Raw genomic sequence first — 24,398 nt, 5'->3', positions numbered from 1 at the left:
CGCTCAGCCGTCGTTACGGTTCTGCATGGAGATTTCGTAGGCCTGCAGCGTCGTGCGCGACTGCCGCAGGGGGCGGGCGACCTGCACCGCGATGGCATCGTCGATCCGGCCGATCCGCCCCTGCGTCAGCGCCCAGTCGCCGCAGCGCACGGTGATGAGGTCGGTCGGCTTGCGGTCGAACATCAGCGTGTCGCCGACCTTGAGGTTGAGCACGCGCTTCAGGGGCAGCGTCACCTCGTGCAGCACCGCCTCCATCTCCACGTCCGCCTGCCAGATCTCGGTGGCGAGGTGGCTCTCCCAGACCTGGTCGCGCCCGAGCCGCTCGCCCATGAAGCTCTGCATGAGCAGGTCGCGGATCGGCTCGATCGTCGCGTAGGGGAACAGGATCTGCATCCCGCCGCCGCGGCCGTCCATGTCGAGCTTGAGCGTGATGAGGATGGCGGCGTTGCCGGGCCGGGTGATGGTGGCGAAGCGCGGGTTGGTCTCGATGCGGTCGATACCGAACCGCACCGGCGAGAGCGGCTGGAACGAGAGTTCGAGATCGGTGAGGATGATTTCGACGAGGCGGCGCACGAGGCTCATCTCGATCGTGGTGAAGGGCCGCCCGTCGAGACGGCTCGATGAGCCGCCGCGCTTGCCCCCGAGCAGCAGGTCCATGGTCGAGTAGGCCAGCGTCTGCTCGACGGTGACGAGGCCCGAGCCTTCCCAGGCATCCGCTTTGAACACGCCGAGCAGGGTCGGCAGCGGGATCGCGTTGAGGTAGTCGCCGAACCGGACCGAGGTGATGTTGTCGAGGGTCACCTCGACGTTGTCCTGGAAGAAGTTGCGGAGGCTGGTCGACAGCAACCGGATCATCCGGTCGAAGACGATTTCCAGCATCGGCAGGCGTTCGTACTGGACGACACCCGAATCGACGATGGCGCGTACGCCTCCCGCGCCGGAGGCGGAGAGTTCGCGCAGCGAGAAGCCGAGGACGCCGTCGATCTCGTCCTGGTTCAGGATGCGGTCGTTGCCGGCGAGTTCGGGGAGATTCTCGGTCTCCCCGTCCTCGATCATCGTCGCCCACTCGGCGGCGACGTCGCCCGCGCTCTTGGTCGTGCCCTGTTCGGCGAGCGCCGCGCCCCATTCCTCGGCCAGCGACGCGTCGCCGCCACCGCCTTCGCCTTGCTCGGCAAAGGCGGCCGCCCAATCGTCGTCCAGCTCGTCTTCGGGGCCGGTCATGCCTGTCGCGCGCTCGCGGTTGTCTTTTCAGCGTTCGGGGTTCGGGAAGAGGCGGCCGCGCCGTTCACTGGACGATCACGTCCTTGAACAGCACCGCCTCGGCCTTGGCCGGATGCAGGGCGATGTTGACCCGCCGCAGCAGCTCCTCGCGCAGGCGATAGAGGCCGGTGGAGCCGGCCAGATCGCTGGCCCGGATCTCGCGCAGGTAGGTCTGGAAGGCATCCTCCACCCGCGGCATCAGCGGCTTCACCGTCGCCTCGACCTTGGCGTCCTTGAGTTCCAGGGCGACGCGCAGCTTGAGCACATTGGCCTTGGTCGCGCCGGGATCGGGGCTGAGGTTGACCATCATGTCGCGCATGTCGAGGAACACGGCCTGCGCCTTGGGATCGACCTTCTCGGCCGCGTGCTCGCCGTGGGCGTCGGCATGGGCCGCCCGGCTTTTCATGAAGAAGAACCCGCCCCCGCCGCCCCCGAGGAGCAGCACCGCGGCGGCGATGATGATGAGTTTCTTCTTGGACTTCGGCGCTTCCGCCGCGCCCTCCTCGCCCTCGGCCGCGGGCGCCTTCTTCGGCTTCTTGGCCATGTGCTGCTCGTCGGCAAACCGGTTCGGGACGATGGGGCGAGGCCCGCGCGCGAGGCGCACTCCCCTCGCCTTCCTTCTCGGCCGACGTGGTTAACCCTCGGTTAAGGCGGCAGAACTTGCCGGGTCGGACTTGCCGCCGGCGCAAGGCGGACCGGTGCCCCTGCGGAGGTGTGATCGAGGCAAGTCATTGTCTGTTAGGGTAAAAACCAATCGGCCGCGATTGGCACGGCCCCTGCGGTGGATGGCACGAACCTGTCGCCATCCGAGGCCCACCATGCAGAACGCGCTCTTCGTCGGAGTCTCCGCCCAGGCCGCGCTGGCCCGCGAACTCGACGTCATCGCCAACAACATGGCCAACGTCTCGACCACCGGCTTCAAGGCGCGCTCCGCCCGCTTCCAGGAATACCTGATGCCGGTCGCCTCCGCCGACAGCTTCCAACGCGCCGACCGGCGCCTCTCCTACGTGATCGATCAGGGCACGCCGCTCGACCTCACGCAGGGACCGGTGGAGCCCGACGGCAACCCGATGCACGTGGCCCTGCGCGGCGACGCCTTCCTCGCGGTCCAGACACCCCAGGGCCTGCGCTACACCCGCAACGGCGCGTTCGAACTCGACGCCACCGGAAACCTCGTCACCTCGGACGGCTACGCGGTGCAGGGCGATGGCGGCCCAATCACCATCGGCCAGCAGGAGACGGGGCTCGCCATCGCCCCCGACGGCACGGTCTCGACCAATCTCGGCATCCGCGGCCGGCTGCGCCTCGTCACCTTCGCCAACGCGCAGGCGCTCAAGTCAGAGGGCGCCAACTTGTTCTCGTCCGAGACGCCCGCCCGGCCCGCCGGCCCCGGCCAGCATCTGGAGCCCGGCGCTCTCGAGCGCTCCAACGTGAAGCCGGTGATCGAGATGACCCGGCTGATGGACGTGAACCGCACCTACACGATGGTGTCGAGCATCATCTCGCGCCTCGACGACCTGCGCGGCACGGCCATCCGCCGTCTCGCCGACGTCGCCTGATCTCCCGGCTCTAAGGATCGACGCCGATGCGCGCCCTCTATGCCGCCGCCACGGGCATGGCGGCCCAGGAACTCAACGTTCAGGTCATCTCGAACAACATCGCGAACCTGCGCACCACCGGCTACAAGCGCCAGCAGGTGCATTTCCAGGATCTGCTCTATCAGAACCTGCGCCGCTCTGGCTCCTCGACCTCGGACCAGAACACGATCCTTCCGGCCGGACTTGCGCTGGGCTCGGGCGTGAAGACCACCTCCACCGCCCGCGCGATGAACCAGGGGCCGCTGGCCCAGACCGAGAAGGACTACGACGTCGCCATCCGCGGCGAGGGGCTCTTCCGCGTCCGCCTGCCCGATGGACGCACCGCCTACAGCCGCGACGGCTCGTTCGATCTCGACGCGCAAGGCCAGATGGTCACCCGCGACGGCTACCTGCTCGATCCCGGCGTGACGGTACCCAACACCGCGACCTCGGTGACGATCTCGGCCACCGGCGCGGTGCAGGCGACGATGCCGGGCCAGACCGCGCCGCAGGCGCTCGGCCAGTTCCAGCTCGCCCGCTTCGTCAACAAGGTCGGCCTCGAGTCGATCGGCGACAACCTGTTCGTCGAGACCGCGGCCTCGGGCCCGGCCATCACCGGACTGCCGGGCTCGGAAGGCTTCGGCAACCTGCAGCAACGCTACCTCGAAGAGGCCAACGTCAACGCGGTCACCGAGATCTCGTCGCTGATCGCGGCGCAGCGCGCCTACGAGATGAACTCGAAGGTCGTCACCGCCGCCGACCAGATGCTCTCCACCACCTCGCAGATGTTCCGCGGCTGAGGATCGGACCCGTGATGCACGCCCTCAAGCCGATCCGCCGCTCCGCTCCTCCGGCCGTCACCCCCCTGTCCCGCGGCGTGATCGGCCGAACCGTCGTCGCGCTGGCCGCTTTCATGGCGGTGACCCTGTTCGCCCTGCCACTGATGGCCGCCGGCAACCCGCTGCGCCTGCGCGGGGACGTGACCGCCCGCGGCGACACGCTGAGCCTCGGTGACCTCGTCGAGGGCGTGCCGGCCGAGCTGGCCGCCCGTCCCCTGTTCCGCGCGCCCGCCCTCGGGGCCATCGGCACGATCCAGGCCCGCCGCATCATCGAATCGGTCGCGGCCCTCGGGCTCACCGGGATCGAGACCGGCGGCCGCGTACAGGTCACCGTGCAGCGCGCCGCCCGCCGGGTCGGGCCGCCGGAGATCGAGGCGGCGCTGAAGCGCGCGCTCGAGACCGGCTACGGCCTCGACGCCAAGGCGCTGTCCGTGCGGCTCGACGGCGACGCGCCGGTTCTGCTCGCGCCGCTCGACCTCGACGGGCAGGCGGCGGCGGTCGATGTCACCTACGATCCACGTTCCCGCCGGGTCGCCGGCCTCATCGTGCTCGGCGAACGGCAGGCTTCGCTCCGGGTCGCGGGCGTGGCGGTCGAGACCCGCGAGGTGGCGGTGCTGACCCGCAGCCTCCATCGCGGCGAGGCGATCGCCAGCGCCGACCTCAGCCTCGAACGCCGCCCGCGCGACGCCGTGCCGGCCGACGTGCAGGGCGCGCCGAGCCTGGTCGCCGGCCAGGTGGCGCAGCGTCCCTTGAGCGCCGGCGCGGTCCTGCGCTCGGGCGACGTGGCGCCGCCTGATCTCGTCTCCCGCGGCGAGAGCGTGGCCATCGTGTTCGAGACGCCCGGCGTGTCGCTGTCGATGCGCGGCGTCGCCAACGAGAGCGGCCGGCTCGGCGCTAGCGTCTCGGTGACGAACGGCGCCTCGAAGAAGGTACTCCAGGCCGTGGTGATCGGCCCCGGCCGCGTCTCGGTTGGCCCCGTGCCTCAGCCCCAGCCCGTGCTCCAGGCCAGCGCCGCCCCGTAGGCGGCGCGCTCCTCAATTCGCCTTTCCCTCGCCCTTCCCGTTTCGCCTGCGCCGGAGCCTTCCGATGACCGCTCGCCGCCCCTCTCTCCACTCCCTTGCCCGCCCCCTGCCCCGCCTCGCCGTGATCCTGGCGCTCGCGCCGCTCGGCGCCTGCAATACCGTGGACCGGCTCTCGCAGGTGGGGGCCACCCCGACGCTCTCGGCGATCGAGGACCCGACGGCCCAGCCCGGCTACCGGCCGGTGCGCATGGCGATGCCGGACGTCGCCCCCGTCTCCTACGCGCCGAACTCCCTGTGGCGCACGGGCTCGCGCGCGTTCTTCAAGGATCAGCGCGCGGCGCGGATCGGCGACCTGCTCACCGTCAAGGTCAACGTCACCGATCGGGCCAACCTCAACAACGAGACCAAGCGCTCGCGCACCAACGCGGAAGGGTTCGGCCTGCCCAACGCCTTCGGCCTGGAGAACAGCGCGGGCGTGGCTGCCGCCGGCATCTCGCCCGACAAGCTCATCAACGGCACCTCCACCTCGTCGAGCGACGGCGCCGGCTCGGTCCAGCGCGCCGAGACGGTGACCACCAATGTCGCCGCCGTCGTCACCCAGGTGCTGCCCAACGGCAACCTCGTGGTGGAGGGCAAGCAGGAGATCCGCATCAATTTCGAGGTGCGCGAGCTGATCGTGGCGGGCGTGGTGCGGCCCGAGGACATCGAGTCCGACAACACGATCGATTCGAGCAAGATCGCCCAGGCGCGCATCGCCTATGGCGGCCGCGGCCAGATCACCGACGTGCAGCAGCCGCGCTACGGCCAGCAGCTCGTCGATATCCTGCTGCCGTTCTGACCGGAGGGGCCTTCGGGCCCCTTCCCGCGCCGGTGGCGTGCGTCAGTGCTCGGTGCCCGGCCGGTTCGGCCGCGGTGCCTCGCCGTGGGTTTGGGTGAAGGCTGAGCGTCGCGGGTCTCCCTTCGACTGCGCGACCCGGCCCCGCTGCCAGATGGCGAAGGCCGCGACGAGGACGATGGTCACGATCGCGAGCAACGGAATGAGGACGTCGTTCGACACGGCCATTTCCTCCGATGATTGTGTTCGAGGGCAAGTGGCGCGCGTGAGGAAAGTTCCGAACAGTCAAGTCGTCGGATGGCATCGAAACGATGCGGCATGATGACTTCGTTTGATTTTATTGGAGCAAGATAAGACTGAATTCCTCGCAACCTGCCTCCGCTCGGTTCTCGGGTCGGTCGAGGCGGATCGTCCTGCTCCCTCGGAGCAGCCTCGGTTACGCTCCGATGTGCAGGATCGAGCCAGTGCGCTTCAGCACGCCACCCCGCGGGTGGTCCGTCGTCGCTGGCATTACGCCGGACATCACCCCGATGTCACCCTCCGCCGCCGAGGACGGGGCGCGGACCTTCAGCGTCATCTCCCCGCCCGGGCCTGATTGTCGATCATGCGGGAGGTGTCGCGTCCGTAGGCCGCTTCCTGCTCGTACCGGCGTCGGGCGCCCTTCTTCTCCGCGTTGTCGCGTTCGAGGGACTTCGGCGCGGCTTGCATGGTTTTCAGGGAGGCGACGCTCTCGAATTTCCCGGCCAGTTCGGGATCGTCCCTGAACAGCGTCTCGATCGTCTCGCGGCCGGAAAGCGCCGCCGTCAGAGGTTGCGTGACAGCACCAGCGGTCCGCCCTGCGCGCCCCGGCCGTAGGGCGAGGGCGACAGCGACGGGCGGCCGTAGACGGTGGGGGTGTGCGTCTTGGCGACTTCCTCGGCCAGTGCCTTGACGAGCCCCTCGGAGACGGCGCGGGCGGTGGCGAGCACTTGCTGGTTGATCTCGACGACCGCCGCGAAGCGGTGCTGGGCCGCCTTCAGCGCCTCCAGACCTTCGGGCGCGAAGCGGGCGAGCGCGATGGCGTTGGCTTTGGCCGCCTCCAAGCCGTTCATGTAGGCGGAGGCGAGTTCGGATTTCGGCGCGGAATCCGTCAGCGCCTGGGCGATCCGCCCGGCGCGCACGCCCTCGCTCTCGCGGGCGAGCACGCGCTCCAGCGCGTCCATGGTGGCGAGCAGGCCCTGCACGAAGCCGAGCGCGGCGGCGCGGTCGGTGAGGCGCACGGCAGGGTTCGGTTCAGCGGCCACCGCCCGCCTCCTGCATCCGCATCATCTCGGAATAGACCTGGTTGCTGATGCCGACGCCGCCGGTCTTCACGATGGCGTTGGCGTATTCCTTGGTCAGCATCGAGCGCCAGACGCCGCCGCCGGTGCCGTTCTCGCCGAGCGGCCCATCCGTGCCGGCGCTTTGCGTCAGCTTCTCCAGGCTGTCCTCAAGGAACATCTTCTCGAAGTCGTCGGCGGTCTTGCGGGCCTTGGCCGAGGCGGTGGCCTTGGCCGGGTCCATCGTTTCGGTGTCGGTTTTGGCGAGCGAGCCGATCAGGCTCTTGCCGACGCCGACCGCGGCGGAGGCCGCGAAGGTTGCGAGGGGCAGCATGGTGCGGTCTCCCGGTCCGAGAAAAATTACATCAGCTCGATGTCGGCCTGGAGCGCGCCGGCCGTCTTGATCGCCTGGAGGATCGAGATCAGGTCGCGCGGGCCGACGCCGAGCGCGTTGAGGCCGTCCACCAGCTCGCGCAGGCTCACGCCTTCCTTGACCAAGGCGAGCTTGTTGCCGTCGCCGGTATCGACCTTCACCCCGGTGCGCGGCACGATCGCGGTCTGGCCGTTCGACAGCGGCGCCGGCTGGCTCACCATCGGCTGCTCGGTGATCGTCACCGTGAGGTTGCCTTGCGCGATGGCGACGGTGGAGACGCGCACGTCGCGGCCCATGACGATGATGCCGGAGCGCTCGTCCACCACCACCCGCGCGGTCTGGTCGGGCTCGACCTTGAGCTGTTCCACCTCGGTGATGAGACGGATCATGTTGCCGCGGTACTTGGCCGGGATCTGGAGGGTGATGGTGGCCGGGTCGGTCGGCTCGGCGGTGTCGGCGCCCATGAAGTCGTTGATCGCCGAGGCGATGCGCTTGGCCGTGGTGAAGTCGGGGTTGCGCAGCGACAGGCGTAAGGAACGCGCCTCGTTGAGCTTGAACGCCATCTCGCGCTCGACCAGGGCGCCGTTGGAGATGCGCCCGTTGGTCGGCACGCCGCGGGTGATCTTGGCCGCCTCGCCCTCTGCGGCGAAGCCGGCAATCGCCACTGAGCCCTGCGCCAAAGCGTAGATCTCGCCGTCGGCGCCGAGCAGCGAGGTCGCCACCAAGGTGCCGCCCTGGAGCGACTTGGCGTCGCCGAGTGAGGAGACCGTGACGTCGATATGCGTACCCTGTGTCGCGAAGGGGGGAAGGTTGGCCGTCACCATCACCGCCGCGAGGTTCTGCGTGCGCATGGTCGCGCCGCGGGTGTTGATGCCGAGCCGCTCCAGCATCGCCTGCAGGGACTGCTTGGTGAAGGGGATGTTGTTGAGCGTGTCGCCGGTGCCGTTGAGGCCGACGACGATGCCGTAGCCCACAAGCTGGTTGGTGCGCACGCCCTCGACCGCGGCGAGATCCTTCACCCGCGACAGGGCGCTGGCCGGGGCCGGCGGCACCAGGACCGCCAAGCAGGCCAGCATCGCGATCAGCGGGCGGGCGAGGGAGAAGCGAGGGAGGGGCATCGGGACTCGGCGACCGGTTTTGGCGTCTTCGCGCCGAGACGATCTCTGCCAGGGCCGTGCCAAATGCCAAGTCTTTGAGAGAACGATGTTTTATCCAGAGCGGCCCTGCCGTGGCGGCGCGAGTGGGGGCAGCGTTTCCTGCCGCCCCGGCAGCTTCTGCCGGGCTGTTTACCCATGCTTAACCCTACCGGACGATGTCTTCTCGGGTCAGCGCTCGTCGTGAATCGAGGGGCGCGAGAAGGTTTCAAGCCCCCATGCGCGTCGACACACGCTTTGCCGCTGCAGCCGCGGGTGCGCTCAATGCGACCCGCCGCGCCGCCGCGCCGGGTGCCTTCGCGCCCGCCGGCACCGAGGAAACGCCCCGCGCCGCGACCGCGGGTGCAAGCCAGACCGGCATGCTCACCGGCCTCGACGCGCTCCTCACGCTGCAGGGGCAGGACGGGGCCGAGGCGCAGAAGGAGCGCCGCCGCCGCTCGGTGCAGCGCGGGCACGACCTGCTCGACGGGCTCGACCGGCTAAAGGCGGCACTGATCGGCGGCCGGGTGGCAACGCGCGACCTCCAGGTCATCGCCGGCCGCCTCGCCGAGCGGATGGCGGAGAGCGGCGATCCCCGCCTCGACGGGCTTGTGGCCGAGATCGAGCTGCGCGCGGCGGTGGAACTCGCAAAACTCGAGGCGGCCCGCGGCGTCTGAATGCGAAAAGGGGCCGGACCCCTGTCGAGGTCCGGCCAGAACGATCACTCGATTAAGCGATCACCAATAATAGGGACGTGGGCGGTAGTAGCCGTAGGGCCGGTAGAACGGCCGCGGGCGGTAATAGCCGGGAGGCGGGCCGTAGAAGCGGCGCGGACCCCAATTCGGACGGCAGATACCCCAGGGATTCGGGTGGAAACCCGGTCCGCAGCCGCCGGCGGTGCGCTCGACAAGTGCGTTGTCCGTCGCGGTGGCGAGGGGAACGGGACTGAAGGGAGCCGCCTGGGCTGACCCTGCCACACCAAGGCTGCCGGCGATCACCGCAGCCAATGCGAACGCCTTCGCGTGCGTCATCGTACGATTTCTCCGTTCGGGCCGAAGCTTACGGCCGATGTCCAAAGCTATGTCCTGCTCGATGAACCGAACCTGACTGGAGGCTCCTCTTCGCGGTGCTGACGGGAGTGACCGCCAGAGCCTGGGCACTTCGATGTGATCCCGTCCGGCAGCGCCGCTCTCTTGCCGATCCTTCCCGCTGTGAGCCTTACCAACCACCGGTTGGGCGGCCGAATGATCGTCCGCTTCCTTGAGGCGCAGCCGCGTCACGATTGACGGCTCCGCTTCGATCCTCGACAAGGCTGGCCGCGTGAGCGGGCGCGCGCCGGTCTCGCCGGATCGCCTGAGGAAAACGTCCGCGCCGCGATGCTGTTCAACTCCTTCATCTTCCTGCTCGCCTTCCTGCCGGTCGCGCTCGTGCTGCACGCAGCCGCCGAGCGCTATTGGCCGCAGGCGCGGCTGCCGCTCCTCGTCGGTCTCTCCTTCGTCTTCTACGCGTGGTGGGACTGGCGTTTCCTGCCGCTGCTGCTCGTCTCCATCGGCGTGAACTGGGGGATCGCCCGCGCCCTGCCGCGGGACCGTTCAGGCTGGCTGTTCCCGGTCGCACTGGCCGGCAACCTCGCGGTGCTCGGCCTTTTCAAGTATCTCGGCTTCCTCACCGATCTCGCCGACCTGATCCCCGGCCTCGATCTTCCGCGGATCGACCTCGCCCTGCCGCTCGGGATCTCGTTCTTCACCTTCCACCACATCATGTACCTGACGGACCTGAGGGCCGGGCGCGCGCCGGCCTTCGGGTTGACCCGCTACGCCCTCTACATCGCCTTCTTCCCGCAGGTTCTCGCCGGCCCGCTCGTGCGCTGGAGCGAGATCATGCACCAGTTCGAGGAGCGCCCCTACGCGCGCCCGGACGCCGCCGAGCGGATCGGCCGGGGGGTGATGCTGCTCACCGTGGGGCTCGCCAAGAAGGTGTTCCTCGGCGATCCGCTCTCGGTCTACGTCAACCCGGTGTTCCAGGCGGCCGCTGCGGGCAAGGCGGTGAGCATGGCCGAGGCGTGGCAGGCGACGCTCGGCTTCACCTTCCAGATCTATTTCGACTTCTCCGGCTACACCGATATGGCGCTCGGCCTCGCGCTGCTGTTCGGGATCGTGCTGCCGCAGAACTTCGACGTGCCCTACCGCGCCACTTCGCTGCGCGACTTCTGGCGGCGCTGGCACATGACGCTGTCGCGCTTCCTGCGCGACTACCTCTACATCGCAATGGGCGGAAACCGCCGTGGCCTCGCGGTGCAGGTCGGCGCCCTGTTCGCCACCATGACGCTCGGCGGCCTGTGGCACGGGGCCGGGCTGACCTTCATCGCCTGGGGCGCGGCCCACGGCATCGGCCTCGGGGCCGGCGTGCTGTGGCGCCGGGCCGGCGGGCGGATGCCGCACCTCCTCGGCTGGGTGCTGACGGCGGTGTTCGTGATCCTGACCTGGGTGCTGTTCCGCGCGACCTCGTTCGAGGCGGCTCTGGCGATCTACAAGGGGCTGTTCGGGCTGGCTCCGACCGGCTCCGGCTTCAAGTGGCGGGCCATCGCGATCGCCGCCGCGGTCGCGATGATCGGCCCAACCGCCTGGGCTGCCGTACATCGCCTGCCGCCGAACCGCTGGCTCGCGGCCGGCTTCGCCCTGTTGTTCGTCGTCGTCCTCCTGAAGATCGGGGACGATGCGAACTACGAGTTCATCTACTTCCAGTTCTGAGATGGAGTCCGTCCCCGACAGCACCGGGCCGCGGAACTGGGCGGGTTTCGCACGCCTGTTCCTCGGGACGGTGATCGGTCTGCTCGCAGGCTATCTCGCGCTGGCCTTCGTGATCGATCCCTACGACAGCGGCCGCTCGACGCTGTTCTCGGCCGGTGCCGTGCGCCCGCAGGGCCCGCGCACCGCCGCGGCGTCGCGTGGGCGCGATCCGGCCTTCGCGGGGGCGGTGTTCGGTAATTCCCACATCCAGCTCGTCGAGCCGGCCCGGCTCACGGCGGCGACCGGCATTCCCTTCGTTCAGCTCTCGGTGCCCGCGACCGGCCCCGGCGAGCAGCTCACCCTGCTCGCTTGGTTCCTGCACCACCATCCGGCGCCGAAGGCGATCGTCCTGGCGGTCGACGATTACTGGTGCATCGCCGATCCGGCCTTGCCCAACGACAAGCCGTTCCCGTTCTGGCTCTACAGTCACAAGCCGCTCGCCTATCTGCGCGGCCTCCTGCGCTTCTCCGTGGCGCAAGAGGTGGTCGAACGCGCCGGCTGGCTCCTCGGCCCGCGCCGTAAGCGGGCGGCCGCCGACGGCTGGTGGGACTACGAACCGGACTACTTGCGGCTCGGTGCCCTCGACGGCGAGCGCTTCCGCGCCGCCCGCGAGACGCCGGTCCCCGACGCGCCGGATCCGGGCAAGGCAGGGCCGGATTTCCCGGCCGCCGCACGCCTCGGCGGCGCCCTCGCGGCTCTGCCGCCCGAGACGGCGGTGGTCATGGTGTTCCCGCCGGTCTACGCCGCCGGCCTCCCCCGCCCCGGCACGCCGCGCGCCCAGGCTGAGGCCGCCTGCCGGGCGGCGATGACGGAGGCGTTGCGGCTTCACGAACGCAGCGCCCTCGTCGATGCGCGGCACGAGCGGCCCGCCTCGCACGAGCCGGACCTGTTCTTCGACCAGACCCACTACCGGCACGCCCTGGCCCGGCCGCTCGCCGACGAGATCGCCGCCGCGATCGACCGTCTGCGCAAGAAGCCCTGAACCGGAGCGGACCCGGTTTCCGCGACAGGCCGGGCCGGTGGCACCGCCGTCCATCTCACGCGTGCTGCGTCACGCCGCGGAACAACCTCATGTCGCGTCAACGGCCACCTGAGCGTGTCGTCTTTGCCGCATCGCGGGAGCTTTTCGCGCGAGACGGTGCATGGCGGCATCCGCGCGTTGTAGAGCTTGCCCGGCTCGATTATAGCCTCGCCCCAGATCGCCGCTGACCGGCAGGGAGCGCGAGGACAAGACGATGGCGAAGGTCACGATCGAGGACGGCTACAGGCCCTCCGACGACGAGCCCTTCATGAATGAGCGGCAGCGCGAGTACTTTCGTCGCAAGCTGCTCAATTGGAAGAGCGAAATCTTGCGCGAGGCGCAGGATACTCTCAGCGCGCTTCAGAGCGAGAACGAGAACCATCCCGATCTCGCCGACCGCGCATCCTCCGAGACGGATCGTGCGATCGAGCTGCGCGCCCGCGACCGCCAGCGCAAGCTGACGAGCAAGATCGACGCGGCTTTGGCCCGGCTTGAGGAGGGCTCCTACGGCTTCTGCGAGGAGACCGGCGAGCCGATCTCCCTCAAGCGCCTCGATGCGCGGCCGATCGCGACCCTGTCCCTGGAGGCGCAGGAGCGCCACGAGCGCCGCGAGCGCGTCTACCGCGACGACTGATACCGTGTCCGCTTGATCAGAGCGGGGAGTGTATCAGCAAGCCTGCGCGGCGCTTGAGCGAGGGCCAAATCCGCCATCCCGCTGGGATCGACCGGATTTGGTATGATCCGGCCTGGCGCCGTCGCCGAGACGACGTCGATCAGTGGTGCCCGGCCTCGATCCGCACGAAGCTGCGCACCGGCCCCAGGGCGGACTCGCTGCGGGTATCGACCGCGATGCGGCCCTGCAATGAGGGGGCGGTCCGGCTTGTGCCGATATCAGCGCCGGTTCTGACCCGGCCGGACAGACGGATGCAGGTCGTCGTGCCGGGAATCCGGATGAAGCCCCTCCCCTGGCTCGGGCAGGCCTCCATCGGCGTCTCGGAGGGTTGCGGTGCGCGCTCGAATGCACTCGCCGGGCGAGTGCCCGCAAGAAGAGGCACCAGGACGAGACAAAAGCCGAGACACGGCACCGCCCTGCGCATCATCCTGCTCTCCTTCGCTCCTCCGGCGCGATACGACCACCCGACGATCGACACGACAACCGATACCGATCCGATATCAATAGTGCGGTGGCGGCGGCTCCGGCGCACCGCTGGCGGACCGAAAGGCGCTTTCCTCGACCTGCTCTTGCACCCGTGCGAGCTGCCGGGTGAGCCGATCGATGACGCCCCATTGCGCGGTGATGGCCGCGTTCAGATCCTCGATCACGGCCTCCTGCTCGGTCAACCGGATCTCGAGGCGCGCGATTCTGTCGGTATCGGGGGGAATGTCGCTCATTGGCCGACCATGCGCGGGGCGCCCCGTCCCTGACAACCGGCGTCACCGTGAGCAAAGGCTGGAAAGGCCGCGATTTTCCGCCATGCCAATTTTGGATGAGCGGCATGTCTTTTCGGCATGGATACGCGCCTGCTCAAATTGCGACTTGTATTGAACGCTTGCCCGTCATGTAGAGGACGCGCTCGAAACGATGATTTATCGTTCGTTCGAGCACACGCGCAATGACTTGATTCTGTCTCATCACACAGGGCCGGATCGGAAGCCGCCGGTTTCGGATGAGCCCGACCGTAGCGGGCGCCGAGATCGTCCGGAGGCGGAGGCCTGATGTTCGCCTCAGCTCGCGAACATCCGCCGCGCCGCATCATCCGTGAAAAAGTCCGCAAAAGTCGAGGAATTCTGTCCGTTTTCCCTTCAGGGCTGTGCTTCCAAGGTGACGTGCCGACGACACGTTGCAGCATGACCGAGCACCTCACCCCCGATCTCTATACCGTGATCCTCCCAGCCCTCTGCTGGAGTCGGCGGCAGCCCGACTTCTACGCGGTGACGCAGGATGTCTCCCGGGAGGGCATCAGCTTCCGCTCGGCGGCCGAGCCGGCGCTCGACGAGCAGATCACCTGCAGCATCCGCTACATCGGCCAGGTCGATGCCCGCGTCGTCAGAACCGACGACAGGCTGTTCTTGGTCCGGCTCAAAGCATCCCGACAGAGGGCGGCCGAGGTCGCCCGCACCCTGCTGGCGCTGAGCCGTGAGCAGGAGCGCACCCTGCAGCCGGCGCGCGCACATCCGCGGATCAGCCCGGATCGCAAGGACGTGCTCGTGACCCTTGAGGATGGGCGCGTCCTGCCGGGGCGGCTGATCAACGTCTCGGCCTCCGGCGCGGCGCTGGCGCTCGACCATACATTGTCCGCCGGGGCGAGCATCACCATCGGCAGCACGGCGGCGCAGGTCGTGCGCATCTTCCGCGACGGCATCGGTGCCGCCTTCGCCTTTCCCTTCGATCCGGGGCAGGTCCATGCCGGGATCCGGCTCTGATCCGGTTTCGGTCGGAGGGATCCGTCCCGGCCCTCCCCTCGCATCCCGGCCGCGGAAGGTCTAAGTCCCCGGGCGAGCCCTGCCCGATGACGCGGCCGAAAGTCTGTCCGTGACCGACTACATCAAAAAGATCCTCTCCGCCCGCGTCTACGACGTGGCGATCGAGAGCCCCCTCGACCCGATGCCGCGCCTGACCAAGCGGCTCGGCCGCCCCGTTCTGCTCAAGCGCGAGGATCTGCAACCGGTCTTCTCGTTCAAGCTGCGCGGTGCCTACAACAAGATGGCTTCGCTGCCGCGGGAGCAGCTCGAAAACGGCGTGATCTGCGCCTCGGCCGGTAACCACGCGCAGGGGGTGGCCCTCGGCGCGGCCAAGCTCGGCGTGCGCGCGGTGATCGTGATGCCGCGCACCACGCCCGCCATCAAGGTCGATGCCTGCCGGGCGCGGGGCGCCGAGGTTGTGCTGCACGGCGATGCCTTCGACGAGGCTCTGGCCGAGGCGCGGCGCCTGGAGGCGCAGTGGGGCCTGACCTTCCTCCACCCCTTCGACGATCCCGAGGTGATCGCCGGCCAGGGCACGATCGGCATGGAGATCCTGCACCAGCATACCGGGCCGATCGAGGCGATCTTCGTGCCGATCGGCGGCGGCGGCCTGGCCGCCGGCATCGCCACCTTCGTGAAGTACCTGCGTCCCGAGACCAAGGTGATCGGCGTGGAGCCGGACGACGCCGCCACCATGGCCGAGGCGATCCGGGCGAACGACCGGGTCATGCTACCGAGCGTCGGCCTGTTTGCCGACGGCGTCGCGGTGCGGCAGGCAGGCGAGGAGACCTTCCGCCTCTGCCGCGAGCATCTCGACGCGGTGATCACCGTCGATACCGACGCGATGTGCGCGGCGGTGAAAGACATCTTCGACGACACCCGCGCGATCTCCGAGCCGTCGGGCGCACTGAGTCTCGCCGGCGCCAAGGCCTGGGCGGCGGACAATCCCGGCGCCGGGCCGCTGGTGGCGATTTCGTCGGGCGCCAACCTCAACTTCGACCGCCTGCGCCACATCGCCGAGCGGGCGGAGATCGGCGAGGAGCGCGAGGTGCTGCTCGGCGTGACCATTCCCGAGCGGCCGGGTGCCTACCGCGCCTTCATTGGCGCCCTGGGTCCCCGCGCGATCACCGAGTTCAACTACCGCTACGCCAAGGGAAGCGAGGCGCGCATCTTCGTCGGCATCAACCTGCCCGGTGGCAAGCCGGAGAAGCGCGACCTGATCGCGGCCCTGGAGGCCGCCGGTTACCGCGTCGCCGACATGAGCGACAACGAGATGGCCAAGGTCCATGTCCGCTACATGGTGGGCGGACGTGCCTCGGGTCTCGCCGACGAGCGGCTCTACCGGTTCCAGTTCCCGGAGCGGCCGGGTGCGCTGATGAAGTTCCTGGAGGCCTTGGGCGATGGGTTCAACATCAGCCTATTCCACTACCGCAACCACGGCGCCGATTACGGCCGGGTGCTGGCCGGAATCGAGGTGCCCCCAGCCGAGCGCGCCCGCTTCGACGCCGTCCTCGAAGCGCTGGCCTATCCCTATGTCGATGAGACCGACAATCCGGCCTACCGGCTATTCCTCGACAACGGCATCGGCGGCGACGCAGCCCATCGCGGGGCGTGAGAGCCGGTCCGGTACGATCGCTACGGCGCTCGCACCGCCTTGAGGGACGCAGGCCTCCTTGCGGCCGTCTTGAGGCCGTTTTTCCGCTGTCAGCCTCGGTGCCTCCGATGGCACCGGCAGGCGGCGATGGCCGTCCGCATAGAGAGGCGACCACCGATGCGCTCAGTCCTTCTCGCCCTGCTCGCTCTCGCCACGCCGGCTCTGGCCGGCCCGGCGAAGCGGGCCGCCCCCGCTACGGCTCCGTCCGCGGAGACCTCGATCCTCACGCACCGCAGCGCTGAGGATTCCATGGCGCGTCAGGCCGAGTTCGACCGGCGGATCGCCGAGCGCAGCAACCGCGCCGCCCGCTCGATCTGCTCGGGCTGCGCAGCGGGCGCCGAGGCCAGCCGGCGCGGCGCGACCGTCACGCCGGGGCTGCGCAATCCCGGACACAGCGAGGTGAGACCCGCCGATCCGTCCCAGGCGCCGCTCGATTGATCGGTCCGGCCGGTCCCGAAGGGATCACACGGCAGCGTGCGCGGGCTGGCTGCGGAACAGGGCCGTGCAGCCGGCATCCCGGTGCATGCTCAGGATCGAGGCCCGGTCGATCTCGGGATGCTCGGCGAGAACGCGGCGCACATCCTCCACGACCTTCTCGTAGCGGTGGGCGTCGAAGTCCTTCTCAAGCGGGCTGACGGCGATGTAGGCCTCGACCACGAGGACGCGTTCGGCGCGGTCCTTGGTGATATCGACGGCGATCCAGGCGGATTTGACCAGGCGGTTGGCGGCGAGCATGGGGCGAACCTCCGATGCCGCCGCGTTATCCGGCGGCTGTCGAAGGGAAGCATGGACCGAGCCGAAGAGCTTGCCAAGAGATTCCGGCGTCGTGTCAGGCCTCAATCCTCACGGATCCGGCTCGAAGACCGACGACACCGGCCGGCGCATCTTCCGGTCTGCACGCTTTGTCAAAACCGTGGCTCCGCGCCGGTGTCGTTGGAAACACCGGCGCGATGGCTGCGCGATCAGGGTTCGCGCCCGTCTTCGGCGATGGCCGCGCGCCCTGCGATCCTCGTCTCCGGATCAGGTGTCGGAGACGATCCGCAAACCCGTGAAGCCGTTCGGGCGGGATGACGCGGCGTAACCCGCGGCGCCGTCTCCCGCTTCAGAGTTCGCCGGTCCCTTCGCGCGCCCTTTCATCAGGGTTGGGCGTGCGATCCACCGCACCACCTTGTCACCCTCGTAGCGTCCGGCCCGCCGCTCGTCCCTGCGCAAAACCCAGCGCGGATGAACCGCCCCATTCCTGACCATGACCATCCCCCTCAGGGCTCCTCCGCCGCTACCGGAACGCCCCCTCGGCGCACCCCCGGTGTCACGGCAGCCCGTGCCCCAACGATGAAAGCAGGCAACGATTTCAGGAGGATTTCATCCTCCAAATTAGGGATATCCGGCATCATTTGCGCTTAAGTAGTAGCGTACATCCCCAAACAGATCTTGCCGCCGGGGGCCGCCGGACCGCGTTGCGCCACCGCAACCGCCAGTCGGCGGAGAGGACGCAACATTTCACGCAACATGGCCGCAAACAGTCAGGGCTAACTCGCTTCTTGCGAAACGAAGACGTCGCGAGGGGAAAGATGCCGAAGATCGCTATCGCAGCCCGGGCCGCTTCGATCCTTCTGATCGTGTCCGGCTCGGCTCCCGGCCTTGCGGCGACGGGCGGCGGATCGGAGCGCCGTTCCGAGGATGCCCGATCAGCGCCCGGACAGGAGGCGGGCCGCAGCCCGCAGACGTCTCAGAGAGCGGCGCGGGCATCATGTCCGCCGCGCTGGCCCTACATCGTCCTGACCTGCGTGGCGTGAGGCGGTGATGACCCTGTTCCTGATCCTGCTCGCCTGCAACCTCGCGCTCGGGCTTCTGTTCACGCTGATCGCGTCATCGGTGGAATAAGCCCGGCGGACGACACCTGAGGCGCGCAGGTCTCGCTTGACCGCAGCGACGGCTTGCGCGCACCTGATCCTATGCTGACGCTTGTTCGCCTGATGGCGTGGATCGTGGCCATCGGCCTCGTCGCCGTGACGCTCTCGCCGCTCGAGGCGCGTCCGGTCATCGCCTCGCCGAACCTGGAGCGGGCCGGCGCCTACGCCCTGTTCGGCTTTCTGCTCGCGCTCTCCTATCCGCGGCGCTGGGGGCTGGCCCTCATCGCGGCAGTCGCCCTCGCCGGCGCCCTCGAAGCGGCGCAGGGCCTGACCGTGAGCCGCCACGGACGGGTGATCGATTTTCTGGTCAAGGGCGGCGCGGCGATGATCGGCGGCCTTGCCGCGCAGGGGCTGCATCTCCTGCTCGCCCGCCGCGCGGCGCGCTGAGGCCAGAGGGCAATCCTCCGGTCAGTCGTCGCCCGCCAGCGCGCCGACGCCGATATGGCGCAGGCCGTGGCGGCGGGCCTCGTCCGGCGCGTAGACATTGCGCAGATCGACGAGGACGGGGGCGGCCATCAGCCCCTTCAGCCGCGCCAGATCGAGCGCCCGGAACGCGTTCCACTCGGTGACGATCACCAGCGCGTCCGCCCCTTCCGCGCAGCCATAGGCGTCCTCGGCGTAAGCCACGCCCTGCAGCAGCGGCCGCGCCTGCTCCATCCCCTCCGGATCGTAGGCCACGATCCGCGCCCCCGCATCCTGCAGCCCGGCGATGATCGATAGCGAGGGCGCGTCGCGCATGTCGTCGGTGTTCGGCTTGAACGTCAGGCCGAGTAAAGCCACCCGCTTGCCCCGCACCGAGCCGCCGCAGGCCGCGATCACCTTGCGCGCCATCGCCCGCTTCCTCTGGTCGTTGACCGCCACCACCGTCTCGACGATCCGCACCGGCGTGCCGTAATCCTGCGCCGTCTTCACCAGCGCCAGCGTGTCCTTCGGGAAGCACGAGCCGCCATAGCCCGGCCCCGCATGCAGGAACTTCGAGCCGATGCGGTTGTCGAGCCCGATGCCGCGGGCGACCTCCTGCACGTTGGCACCGACCTGCTCGCAGAGATCCGCGATCTCGTTGATGAAGGTGATCTTGGTGGCCAGGAACGCGTTGGCGGCGTACTTGGTCAGCTCGGCCGTGCGCCGTCCGGTGAGCAGGATCGGCGCCTGGTTGAGGTAGAGCGGGCGGTAGACCTCCTGCATGACGGCGGCCGCGCGGGCATCCTCGGCGCCGATGACGATGCGGTCGGGCCGCTTGAAGTCGCCGATGGCCGCGCCCTCGCGCAGGAATTCGGGGTTGGAGGCGACGCCGACATCGAGGTCGGGGCGGGCCTCGCGCAGGATGCGCTCGACCTCGTCGCCGGTGCCGACGGGGACGGTCGATTTGGTGACGACCACGGCATAGCCGGTGAGCGCCTCGGCGATCTCGCGCGCTGCGGCGTAGACGTAGGAGAGGTCGGCAAAGCCGTCGCCGCGGCGCGACGGGGTGCCCACCGCGATGAACACGGCCTGGGCCTGCGCCACGGCGGGTCTGAGGTCTGTAGAGAATCCGAGGCGTCTGGCGCGGACGTTCTCGGCGACGAGGGCATCGAGGCCGGGTTCGTAGATCGGCATGCGGCCCTGGTTGAGGGCTTCGATCTTGTCGGGATCCTTGTCGATGCAGACGACCTCGTGGCCGAAATCGGCGAGGCAGGCGCCCGAGACGAGGCCGACATAGCCCGAGCCAATGATTGCGATGCGCATCGGTGATCCGTCTCCCTGCCGCGGCAGCCCTCGATCCTCAGGAACCGCGGAGGAGGCCGCCTGTCACAAGGGTCGGCATATTTTCCCGTGCCGACAATGCGCGCAGCGTGGACGGTCCCGGCGCATTCGGGTGACGACCGGGTGATGATCGGGTGATGCGATTGCCCCGAAAGGCTGTGATCCGACTTAGAAGACAAAGGGCGATGCAGGCCGTCTCGCGCCTACTGGTCTCCGTAATAGTCGAGGTACCACTTCACGAAGGCCGGGATGCCGGTCGCCAACGGCGTTTCCGGCAGGCGGCCGACGAGGGCGTGCAGCAGGTCGGTGCTCGCATGGGTGCGGATCACGTCCCCCGGCGGAAGCGGCTTCAGCACGCGTTCGGCCTTGCGCCCGAGGGCCGCTTCCAGGGCGCCGATCATGGCATCGAGCCGGACCGGACGGCCGCCGCCGATATTCACAAGGCGGTAGGGCGCCACCGCGCTCAAGGTGTCGGCGGTCGAGACCGGACCGCCCTCGCCCGGCAGCGGCGGCGGACGCTCCGACAGGGCGACGATCGCGTCGATGAGATCGTCGATGTAGGTGAAGTCGCGCTCCGCCGCGCCTTCCCCGAACACCTCGATCGGCTCGCCCGCCAGGATCTTCCGGGTGAACAGGAACAGCGCCATGTCCGGCCGACCCCACGGTCCGTAGACCGTGAAGAACCGGAACGCCGTCGTCGGTACGCGGAACAGGTGGGCGTAGGAATGCGCCATCGCCTCGTTGGCGAGCTTGGAGGCGGCGTAGAGCGTGAGCGGGGAGACCGCACGGTCGGTCTCGCGGAACGGCACGCTGGCATTGCCGCCATAGGCCGAACTGGTCGAGGCCGTGAGCAGGTGTCGGACGGGGTGGGCGCGCACCGCCTCAAGCAGGTTGGCGAAGCCGACGAGGTTCGCCTCGACATAGGCGCCGGGGTCGACGAGGCTGTAGCGGACGCCGGCCTGCGCCGCGAGGTGGAACACGAGATCCGGCTTGGCGCGGGCCATCACGTCGAGGAGCGCGCCGGGCGTCTCCAGCCGGGCCTCCACCGCCTCGAAGCCTGGATCCCGGGCAAGATCCGCGTGCCGGGCCCGCTTCAGCGCGACGTCGTAGTAGGGCGAGAGGCCATCGAAGCCGGTCACGGTGTGGCCCGCCGCCAGCAGGTGCCGGCTCAGCGCGTGGCCGATGAAGCCGGCGGAGCCCGTGACAAGAGCGTGCATGCGAGGCCCGTCGCGCCGAATTCCCGAGGATGAAGCGGGATAGCCTTCGCAGCCGCGCCTCGCAAGAAATGCGATCGGGGTTGCGACAGCCCCGGACGAGTGCCCCTGAACACCCTTGGGGGAACGTTGCCGCCGCTGGTCGATTTTCGATTTGGAAGGTTTTTCGGTGCGTTGTCACGCGCCGGGTACCCTGTCCTGTCCGGTCAAGCCTGCTTCCAGCGCGGACCTGTCGCGCCGGCTCAGGGGTTGTTTCTCGGGGAATCAGGTATACTTACGCCAGACTATCAGCCGACTTATGCCTTGCACCCGCCTGCGACGCGGGTCCCGACGTCTGCCGGGGCCGAACGCCGTTGCACGGAAGGGGTGAGACCATGGAGCCGGCCGAGACATCCATCCAGGCCCAGGGCGCCGTGTCGCCCCTCGCTTGGGTCCAGCGAGTTCGAACACCGAGTGTCCGCACGATGAACCAACTTTTCCGCCTGCCGCAAGTCGGCGAGGCCGATGCGATTGCCGAGCCCTCCGCCGATCTCCGTGTCCCCTTCGCGCAATCCGGCACCTTCGTCTGCAAGTTCATCATCGGTGAGCCGAGCGACCAGGCCGTATGCTGCGGAGCCCCGGTCGCCGATGGCAAGAGCTGGTGCGCCTACCACCGCCGCATCGTGTTCGAGCCGGCCCGTCCCGGCCGCGTTCGCTGAGGCATTTTGCTGAAGCATCACGCTCGCATCCCAAGGCGAAGCGATCGGACTCGGGCGCCCTGCTCTGCACGGCGCCCGTATCATTTTCCGAACTAATCCGCGCCGAAGGCATCGAACGGAGACGGCTGGCCGACCACGGTGGGCGGGATGCCCGGTCCGCGCCAGCGCATGACGAGACGTCCGCCCTCGCGCATCCCGACGCTGTGATAGGCGGCGGCGCCCTCCGGCGGTACGCCGAGATCCCGGGACCGGTTGCCGACCGTTCCGAACCGGCGCTGCTCGTAATAGGCATCCGCCGGAGCATCGGGCGGGATGTCGCCGTAGACCGGACGCAGGCTTCGCATCGGCGCCGCCCTCGCCGCTCTCGGCCAAACCATCTGCCGCATCGCGACCCGTCGGCTCGGCCGCTCCGCTCTCCGCACTAGGGCGACCCGTTCCTGCCGTGCCGGACGCGCGCGAACCGCGGCCGTCCGGATCCGCTCGCGGCGAAGCTTGGCCGAACGTCGGGAAGAGCGGGCCTCGACGCGGGCCTCGCTCCGCGGCTCGTCGAGCTTGGCGGGCGTCGAGACCGTCTTCGACCCGACATTCGTTACTGGAGGATCGACCTTGGCCGGCGGATCAGTCCACTGGCCGGACGGCTTGCCATCGGCTGGGGAAGGGCCCGGCTTGTCCTGCGCAGCGGCAGGGTTGGCTGCCAGCAGGGTGCCGACCAGGATTAGGAGCGTTCGAAAGCGGCTGCCGCGCGACATGGGAAATCCCCTCGGGATCGGAGATGGACAACGCCGGCCGTCAGCTCCTGCGCCGGGTGCAACGATCCCGCCGTGGAAGCTCCCAGCAAAGGTAGGGGTGCGTGCCTGCGGCGTCCATAGATCCATGTATCAAAACGCGAACTTCATCGGCTCTTCCACCACAGGTCTTAGGCAAAACGCTTCATCCCAAAGCTCTCCACCCCTATCGTCGCCGTTCGATACAGCCGGGGCCGCGGCGCGGTTCGAGCTTTTCTTTCGACGATCTCAGGAGTCGGTATGGCAGCGGACGGCATGACGGTGCGGCGCCTCTGGATCCGTGATCCCCTCGCGATCCTGGCGGAGGGAGCCGCCGGAGGCGTCGTCGTCGAGGGCAGCCGCATCGCCGAGACGGTGCCCGCGGGCGCACATCCCTCCGCCCCGGTCGACGAGACCTTCGGGGCCGGGCGGCACGTGGTCATCCCCGGCCTCGTCAACACCCATCACCACTTCTTCCAGACGCTCACCCGCGCCCATCCGGCGGCGATCAACAAGCCGCTGTTTCCCTGGCTGCAGGCGCTCTACGGCATCTGGGGCCGGCTCAACCCGGAGGCGTTCCGCCTCGCCACCCGGCTCGCCTATACCGAGTTGCTGCTCTCGGGCTGCACCACGGCGGGCGACCACCACTACCTGTTCCCGCAGGGGCTGGAGAAGGCCGTCGATATTCAGGTCGAGGAGGCGCGGGCGCTGGGCATCCGCGCTGTCGTCACCCGCGGCTCGATGAGCCTGTCGCAGGAGGACGGCGGGTTGCCGCCCAGAGCGCTGGTGCAGGATGACGACACCATCCTCGCCGACAGCGAACGGGTGCTGCGCCTGTTTCACGATCCCAAGCCCGGTGCGATGGTGCGGATCGGGCTCGCACCCTGTTCACCCTTCGCCGTCACCAAGCGGCTGATGCGCGAGAGCGCGGTGCTGGCCGAGCGCTACGATTGCCCGCTCCACACCCATCTCGGCGAGACCCGCGACGAGAACGCCTTCTGCCTGGAGGCCTTCGGCCAGCGTCCGGTCGATTACCTCGAGGAGGTCGGCTGGATGACGCGGCGGGCCTGGCTCGCCCACGGCATCCACTTCGAGGACGAGGAGGTGCGCCGTCTCGGCGCGGCCGGCGTCGGCGTGTGCCACTGCCCGACCTCGAACATGGTGCTGGCCTCGGGCCATTGCCGGACCTGCGAGCTGGAGGCGGCGGGCTCGCCCGTGGGCCTCGGCGTCGACGGCTCGGCCTCCAACGACAGCTCGAACCTGATGGAGGGCGTGCGCCACGCCCTGATGATCAACCGCCTGACCTACGGCGCTGAGGCGGTGACCCATCGCGACGCCCTGCGCTGGGCGACCGAGGGCTCCGCTGCCTGCCTCAACCGTGACGATATCGGCCGGATCGAGACCGGCCGGGAGGCGGATCTGGCGCTGTTCACCCTGGATGAACTACGCTTCTCCGGTGCCCACGACCCGCTCGCGGCACTCGTGCTGTGCGGTGCCCACCGGGCCGACCGAGTGATGGTCGCCGGCCGCTGGCGGGTGATCGACGGTCAGCCGCTCGGTATCGAGACCGGGCGCCTGCGCGAGGAACATTCGCGGCTCGCCCACCAACTCTTCGGCTGACATCCGCCGAATTCGGTATCCGGATCAGCCCGTACCGGCCGGGCGCTGGCCCTCGGGCCGGAGATTGGCCTCGCGATTCCCGACATGTCGGACATTCCGATCGATCCGGTCTCGTTCAGTTGTGAGCGCATGGGCGCCGCATGTCCGCCGGGCACGACCTGCACGGGCAGTTCAGGGGTGAG

The 24,398-nt window shown here is 69.0% G+C and carries 28 protein-coding genes; 14 read left to right on the top strand and 14 right to left on the bottom strand.

What is annotated here, in order from left to right; translation table 11 throughout:
* Positions 1–3: 3 nt before the first annotated feature.
* Positions 4–1,221: a flagellar motor switch protein FliM gene (gene fliM / locus MFF24_RS04315; RefSeq protein WP_108940886.1), complete on the bottom strand. Its 1,218-nt coding sequence runs from the start codon at positions 1,219–1,221 to the stop codon at positions 4–6.
* 64 nt (positions 1,222–1,285) lie between these two features.
* Positions 1,286–1,804, bottom strand: coding sequence for a flagellar basal body-associated protein FliL (fliL, locus tag MFF24_RS04310; protein ID WP_108942980.1), 519 nt, complete (start codon positions 1,802–1,804; stop codon positions 1,286–1,288).
* 274 nt (positions 1,805–2,078) lie between these two features.
* Here fliL and flgF point away from each other — a divergent pair, with 274 nt between their 5' ends.
* The 4 genes from flgF to flgH all read left to right on the top strand — a co-directional run bounded on the left by flgF (position 2,079) and on the right by flgH (position 5,536).
* Positions 2,079–2,819, top strand: coding sequence for a flagellar basal-body rod protein FlgF (gene flgF / locus MFF24_RS04305; protein ID WP_133090448.1), 741 nt, complete (start codon positions 2,079–2,081; stop codon positions 2,817–2,819).
* Positions 2,820–2,845: 26 nt separating this feature from the next.
* Positions 2,846–3,637 carry a flagellar basal-body rod protein FlgG gene (gene flgG / locus MFF24_RS04300; RefSeq protein WP_108940884.1) on the top strand — a complete coding sequence of 264 codons (792 nt, stop codon included), beginning with the start codon at positions 2,846–2,848 and terminating at the stop codon, positions 3,635–3,637.
* 14 nt (positions 3,638–3,651) lie between these two features.
* Positions 3,652–4,698 carry a flagellar basal body P-ring formation chaperone FlgA gene (gene flgA / locus MFF24_RS04295; RefSeq protein ID WP_238222913.1) on the top strand — a complete coding sequence of 349 codons (1,047 nt, stop codon included), beginning with the start codon at positions 3,652–3,654 and terminating at the stop codon, positions 4,696–4,698.
* Positions 4,699–4,762: 64 nt separating this feature from the next.
* Positions 4,763–5,536, top strand: coding sequence for a flagellar basal body L-ring protein FlgH (gene flgH, locus MFF24_RS04290; protein ID WP_133090449.1), 774 nt, complete (start codon positions 4,763–4,765; stop codon positions 5,534–5,536).
* A gap of 42 nt (positions 5,537–5,578) precedes the next feature.
* Here flgH and MFF24_RS04285 read toward each other — a convergent pair whose 3' ends face one another.
* The 5 genes from MFF24_RS04285 to MFF24_RS04270 all read right to left on the bottom strand — a co-directional run bounded on the left by MFF24_RS04285 (position 5,579) and on the right by MFF24_RS04270 (position 8,322).
* Entirely contained in the window at positions 5,579–5,761 is a 183-nt protein-coding gene (locus MFF24_RS04285) for a hypothetical protein (protein ID WP_108940881.1), read from the bottom strand.
* Between the two features lie 345 nt (positions 5,762–6,106).
* Positions 6,107–6,241: a hypothetical protein gene (locus MFF24_RS28785; RefSeq protein ID WP_283214472.1), complete on the bottom strand. Its 135-nt coding sequence runs from the start codon at positions 6,239–6,241 to the stop codon at positions 6,107–6,109.
* A 95-nt stretch (positions 6,242–6,336) separates the two neighbouring features.
* Positions 6,337–6,816 (bottom strand): hypothetical protein, encoded by a 480-nt coding sequence (locus MFF24_RS04280; protein ID WP_238222612.1) that lies wholly within the window; start codon positions 6,814–6,816, stop codon positions 6,337–6,339.
* Positions 6,806–7,165, bottom strand: coding sequence for a rod-binding protein (locus MFF24_RS04275; RefSeq protein WP_108940879.1), 360 nt, complete (start codon positions 7,163–7,165; stop codon positions 6,806–6,808). The genes MFF24_RS04280 and MFF24_RS04275 overlap by 11 nt, the downstream gene beginning before the upstream one ends.
* Before the next feature lie 26 nt (positions 7,166–7,191).
* Positions 7,192–8,322: a flagellar basal body P-ring protein FlgI gene (locus tag MFF24_RS04270; protein WP_373322645.1), complete on the bottom strand. Its 1,131-nt coding sequence runs from the start codon at positions 8,320–8,322 to the stop codon at positions 7,192–7,194.
* 254 nt (positions 8,323–8,576) lie between these two features.
* On the opposite strand from MFF24_RS04270, the gene MFF24_RS04265 reads away from it, so the two are divergent.
* Entirely contained in the window at positions 8,577–9,014 is a 438-nt protein-coding gene (locus MFF24_RS04265) for a flagellar assembly protein FliX (protein ID WP_238222611.1), read from the top strand.
* A 60-nt stretch (positions 9,015–9,074) separates the two neighbouring features.
* Here the strand turns inward: MFF24_RS04265 and MFF24_RS04260 are convergent, their stop codons facing one another.
* Positions 9,075–9,368, bottom strand: a complete 294-nt coding sequence (locus MFF24_RS04260; protein WP_108940876.1) for a GCG_CRPN prefix-to-repeats domain-containing protein — start codon at positions 9,366–9,368, stop codon at positions 9,075–9,077.
* Positions 9,369–9,713: 345 nt separating this feature from the next.
* Between MFF24_RS04260 and MFF24_RS04255 the strand changes: the two genes are divergently transcribed.
* From MFF24_RS04255 to dksA, 3 genes are all read left to right on the top strand, one after another.
* On the top strand, positions 9,714–11,087 hold the full coding sequence (locus MFF24_RS04255) for an MBOAT family O-acyltransferase (protein WP_238222609.1): 1,374 nt from the start codon (positions 9,714–9,716) through the stop codon (positions 11,085–11,087).
* A gap of 1 nt (position 11,088) precedes the next feature.
* Entirely contained in the window at positions 11,089–12,108 is a 1,020-nt protein-coding gene (locus MFF24_RS04250) for a hypothetical protein (RefSeq protein WP_238222608.1), read from the top strand.
* Between the two features lie 253 nt (positions 12,109–12,361).
* Positions 12,362–12,781, top strand: coding sequence for an RNA polymerase-binding protein DksA (gene dksA / locus MFF24_RS04245; RefSeq protein ID WP_108940873.1), 420 nt, complete (start codon positions 12,362–12,364; stop codon positions 12,779–12,781).
* Positions 12,782–12,920: 139 nt separating this feature from the next.
* On the opposite strand, the gene MFF24_RS04240 is transcribed toward dksA, so the two are convergent.
* Together MFF24_RS04240 and MFF24_RS04235 are read right to left on the bottom strand one after the other, a co-directional pair.
* The gene (locus MFF24_RS04240) at positions 12,921–13,133 is read right to left on the bottom strand and encodes a porin (protein ID WP_238222598.1); all 213 of its coding nucleotides are present in this window, start codon (positions 13,131–13,133) and stop codon (positions 12,921–12,923) included.
* Between the two features lie 187 nt (positions 13,134–13,320).
* Positions 13,321–13,539 carry a SlyX family protein gene (locus tag MFF24_RS04235; protein ID WP_108940872.1) on the bottom strand — a complete coding sequence of 73 codons (219 nt, stop codon included), beginning with the start codon at positions 13,537–13,539 and terminating at the stop codon, positions 13,321–13,323.
* Positions 13,540–13,995: 456 nt separating this feature from the next.
* Here MFF24_RS04235 and MFF24_RS04230 point away from each other — a divergent pair, with 456 nt between their 5' ends.
* The 3 genes from MFF24_RS04230 (at position 13,996) to MFF24_RS04220 (ending at position 16,702) form a co-directional block, all read left to right on the top strand.
* Positions 13,996–14,571 (top strand): PilZ domain-containing protein, encoded by a 576-nt coding sequence (locus MFF24_RS04230; RefSeq protein ID WP_238222596.1) that lies wholly within the window; start codon positions 13,996–13,998, stop codon positions 14,569–14,571.
* Between the two features lie 109 nt (positions 14,572–14,680).
* Positions 14,681–16,225 (top strand): threonine ammonia-lyase, biosynthetic, encoded by a 1,545-nt coding sequence (ilvA, locus tag MFF24_RS04225; RefSeq protein ID WP_238222594.1) that lies wholly within the window; start codon positions 14,681–14,683, stop codon positions 16,223–16,225.
* 156 nt (positions 16,226–16,381) lie between these two features.
* Positions 16,382–16,702: a hypothetical protein gene (locus MFF24_RS04220; protein ID WP_238222592.1), complete on the top strand. Its 321-nt coding sequence runs from the start codon at positions 16,382–16,384 to the stop codon at positions 16,700–16,702.
* Positions 16,703–16,726: 24 nt separating this feature from the next.
* Here the strand turns inward: MFF24_RS04220 and MFF24_RS04215 are convergent, their stop codons facing one another.
* Complete coding sequence (locus MFF24_RS04215; RefSeq protein WP_108940868.1) at positions 16,727–16,999, bottom strand: hypothetical protein; 273 nt, start codon at positions 16,997–16,999, stop codon at positions 16,727–16,729.
* A 1,220-nt stretch (positions 17,000–18,219) separates the two neighbouring features.
* Between MFF24_RS04215 and MFF24_RS04210 the strand changes: the two genes are divergently transcribed.
* Complete coding sequence (locus tag MFF24_RS04210; RefSeq protein ID WP_133090456.1) at positions 18,220–18,564, top strand: hypothetical protein; 345 nt, start codon at positions 18,220–18,222, stop codon at positions 18,562–18,564.
* 21 nt (positions 18,565–18,585) lie between these two features.
* On the opposite strand, the gene MFF24_RS04205 is transcribed toward MFF24_RS04210, so the two are convergent.
* Positions 18,586–19,902, bottom strand: coding sequence for a UDP-glucose dehydrogenase family protein (locus MFF24_RS04205; protein ID WP_238222590.1), 1,317 nt, complete (start codon positions 19,900–19,902; stop codon positions 18,586–18,588).
* Positions 19,903–20,123: 221 nt separating this feature from the next.
* Positions 20,124–21,137 (bottom strand): NAD-dependent epimerase/dehydratase family protein, encoded by a 1,014-nt coding sequence (locus MFF24_RS04200; RefSeq protein ID WP_133090458.1) that lies wholly within the window; start codon positions 21,135–21,137, stop codon positions 20,124–20,126.
* Between the two features lie 461 nt (positions 21,138–21,598).
* Here MFF24_RS04200 and MFF24_RS29025 point away from each other — a divergent pair, with 461 nt between their 5' ends.
* Entirely contained in the window at positions 21,599–21,832 is a 234-nt protein-coding gene (locus MFF24_RS29025; protein ID WP_012455083.1) for a hypothetical protein, read from the top strand.
* 92 nt (positions 21,833–21,924) lie between these two features.
* Here MFF24_RS29025 and MFF24_RS04190 read toward each other — a convergent pair whose 3' ends face one another.
* Complete coding sequence (locus MFF24_RS04190; protein WP_238222589.1) at positions 21,925–22,581, bottom strand: hypothetical protein; 657 nt, start codon at positions 22,579–22,581, stop codon at positions 21,925–21,927.
* A gap of 276 nt (positions 22,582–22,857) precedes the next feature.
* Here MFF24_RS04190 and MFF24_RS04185 point away from each other — a divergent pair, with 276 nt between their 5' ends.
* Positions 22,858–24,216, top strand: a complete 1,359-nt coding sequence (locus tag MFF24_RS04185; RefSeq protein ID WP_238222588.1) for an 8-oxoguanine deaminase — start codon at positions 22,858–22,860, stop codon at positions 24,214–24,216.
* Positions 24,217–24,398: the final 182 nt, after the last annotated feature.

Source organism: Methylorubrum aminovorans (assembly GCF_022179725.1).
GTDB classification, from domain to species: domain Bacteria; phylum Pseudomonadota; class Alphaproteobacteria; order Rhizobiales; family Beijerinckiaceae; genus Methylobacterium; species Methylobacterium aminovorans.
The sequence above is the reverse complement of the archived record's forward strand: the minus strand, read 5'-3'. Positions and strand labels throughout refer to the sequence as shown.

What these genes read in the sequence shown, in the direction of transcription:
- fliM (WP_108940886.1), bottom strand. Translation starts at nt 1,221, where the DNA reads ATGACCGGCCCCGAAGACGAGCTGGACGACGATTGGGCGGCCGCCTTT.
- fliL (WP_108942980.1), bottom strand. Translation starts at nt 1,804, where the DNA reads ATGGCCAAGAAGCCGAAGAAGGCGCCCGCGGCCGAGGGCGAGGAGGGC.
- flgF (WP_133090448.1), top strand. Translation starts at nt 2,079, where the DNA reads ATGCAGAACGCGCTCTTCGTCGGAGTCTCCGCCCAGGCCGCGCTGGCC.
- flgG (WP_108940884.1), top strand. Translation starts at nt 2,846, where the DNA reads ATGCGCGCCCTCTATGCCGCCGCCACGGGCATGGCGGCCCAGGAACTC.
- flgA (WP_238222913.1), top strand. Translation starts at nt 3,652, where the DNA reads ATGCACGCCCTCAAGCCGATCCGCCGCTCCGCTCCTCCGGCCGTCACC.
- flgH (WP_133090449.1), top strand. Translation starts at nt 4,763, where the DNA reads ATGACCGCTCGCCGCCCCTCTCTCCACTCCCTTGCCCGCCCCCTGCCC.
- MFF24_RS04285 (WP_108940881.1), bottom strand. Translation starts at nt 5,761, where the DNA reads ATGGCCGTGTCGAACGACGTCCTCATTCCGTTGCTCGCGATCGTGACC.
- MFF24_RS28785 (WP_283214472.1), bottom strand. Translation starts at nt 6,241, where the DNA reads ATGCAAGCCGCGCCGAAGTCCCTCGAACGCGACAACGCGGAGAAGAAG.
- MFF24_RS04275 (WP_108940879.1), bottom strand. Translation starts at nt 7,165, where the DNA reads ATGCTGCCCCTCGCAACCTTCGCGGCCTCCGCCGCGGTCGGCGTCGGC.
- MFF24_RS04270 (WP_373322645.1), bottom strand. Translation starts at nt 8,322, where the DNA reads ATGCCCCTCCCTCGCTTCTCCCTCGCCCGCCCGCTGATCGCGATGCTG.
- MFF24_RS04265 (WP_238222611.1), top strand. Translation starts at nt 8,577, where the DNA reads ATGCGCGTCGACACACGCTTTGCCGCTGCAGCCGCGGGTGCGCTCAAT.
- MFF24_RS04260 (WP_108940876.1), bottom strand. Translation starts at nt 9,368, where the DNA reads ATGACGCACGCGAAGGCGTTCGCATTGGCTGCGGTGATCGCCGGCAGC.
- MFF24_RS04255 (WP_238222609.1), top strand. Translation starts at nt 9,714, where the DNA reads ATGCTGTTCAACTCCTTCATCTTCCTGCTCGCCTTCCTGCCGGTCGCG.
- MFF24_RS04250 (WP_238222608.1), top strand. Translation starts at nt 11,089, where the DNA reads ATGGAGTCCGTCCCCGACAGCACCGGGCCGCGGAACTGGGCGGGTTTC.
- dksA (WP_108940873.1), top strand. Translation starts at nt 12,362, where the DNA reads ATGGCGAAGGTCACGATCGAGGACGGCTACAGGCCCTCCGACGACGAG.
- MFF24_RS04240 (WP_238222598.1), bottom strand. Translation starts at nt 13,133, where the DNA reads ATGGAGGCCTGCCCGAGCCAGGGGAGGGGCTTCATCCGGATTCCCGGC.
- MFF24_RS04235 (WP_108940872.1), bottom strand. Translation starts at nt 13,539, where the DNA reads ATGAGCGACATTCCCCCCGATACCGACAGAATCGCGCGCCTCGAGATC.
- MFF24_RS04230 (WP_238222596.1), top strand. Translation starts at nt 13,996, where the DNA reads ATGACCGAGCACCTCACCCCCGATCTCTATACCGTGATCCTCCCAGCC.
- MFF24_RS04220 (WP_238222592.1), top strand. Translation starts at nt 16,382, where the DNA reads ATGCGCTCAGTCCTTCTCGCCCTGCTCGCTCTCGCCACGCCGGCTCTG.
- MFF24_RS04215 (WP_108940868.1), bottom strand. Translation starts at nt 16,999, where the DNA reads ATGCTCGCCGCCAACCGCCTGGTCAAATCCGCCTGGATCGCCGTCGAT.
- MFF24_RS04210 (WP_133090456.1), top strand. Translation starts at nt 18,220, where the DNA reads ATGCTGACGCTTGTTCGCCTGATGGCGTGGATCGTGGCCATCGGCCTC.
- MFF24_RS04205 (WP_238222590.1), bottom strand. Translation starts at nt 19,902, where the DNA reads ATGCGCATCGCAATCATTGGCTCGGGCTATGTCGGCCTCGTCTCGGGC.
- MFF24_RS04200 (WP_133090458.1), bottom strand. Translation starts at nt 21,137, where the DNA reads ATGCACGCTCTTGTCACGGGCTCCGCCGGCTTCATCGGCCACGCGCTG.
- MFF24_RS29025 (WP_012455083.1), top strand. Translation starts at nt 21,599, where the DNA reads ATGAACCAACTTTTCCGCCTGCCGCAAGTCGGCGAGGCCGATGCGATT.
- MFF24_RS04190 (WP_238222589.1), bottom strand. Translation starts at nt 22,581, where the DNA reads ATGTCGCGCGGCAGCCGCTTTCGAACGCTCCTAATCCTGGTCGGCACC.
- MFF24_RS04185 (WP_238222588.1), top strand. Translation starts at nt 22,858, where the DNA reads ATGGCAGCGGACGGCATGACGGTGCGGCGCCTCTGGATCCGTGATCCC.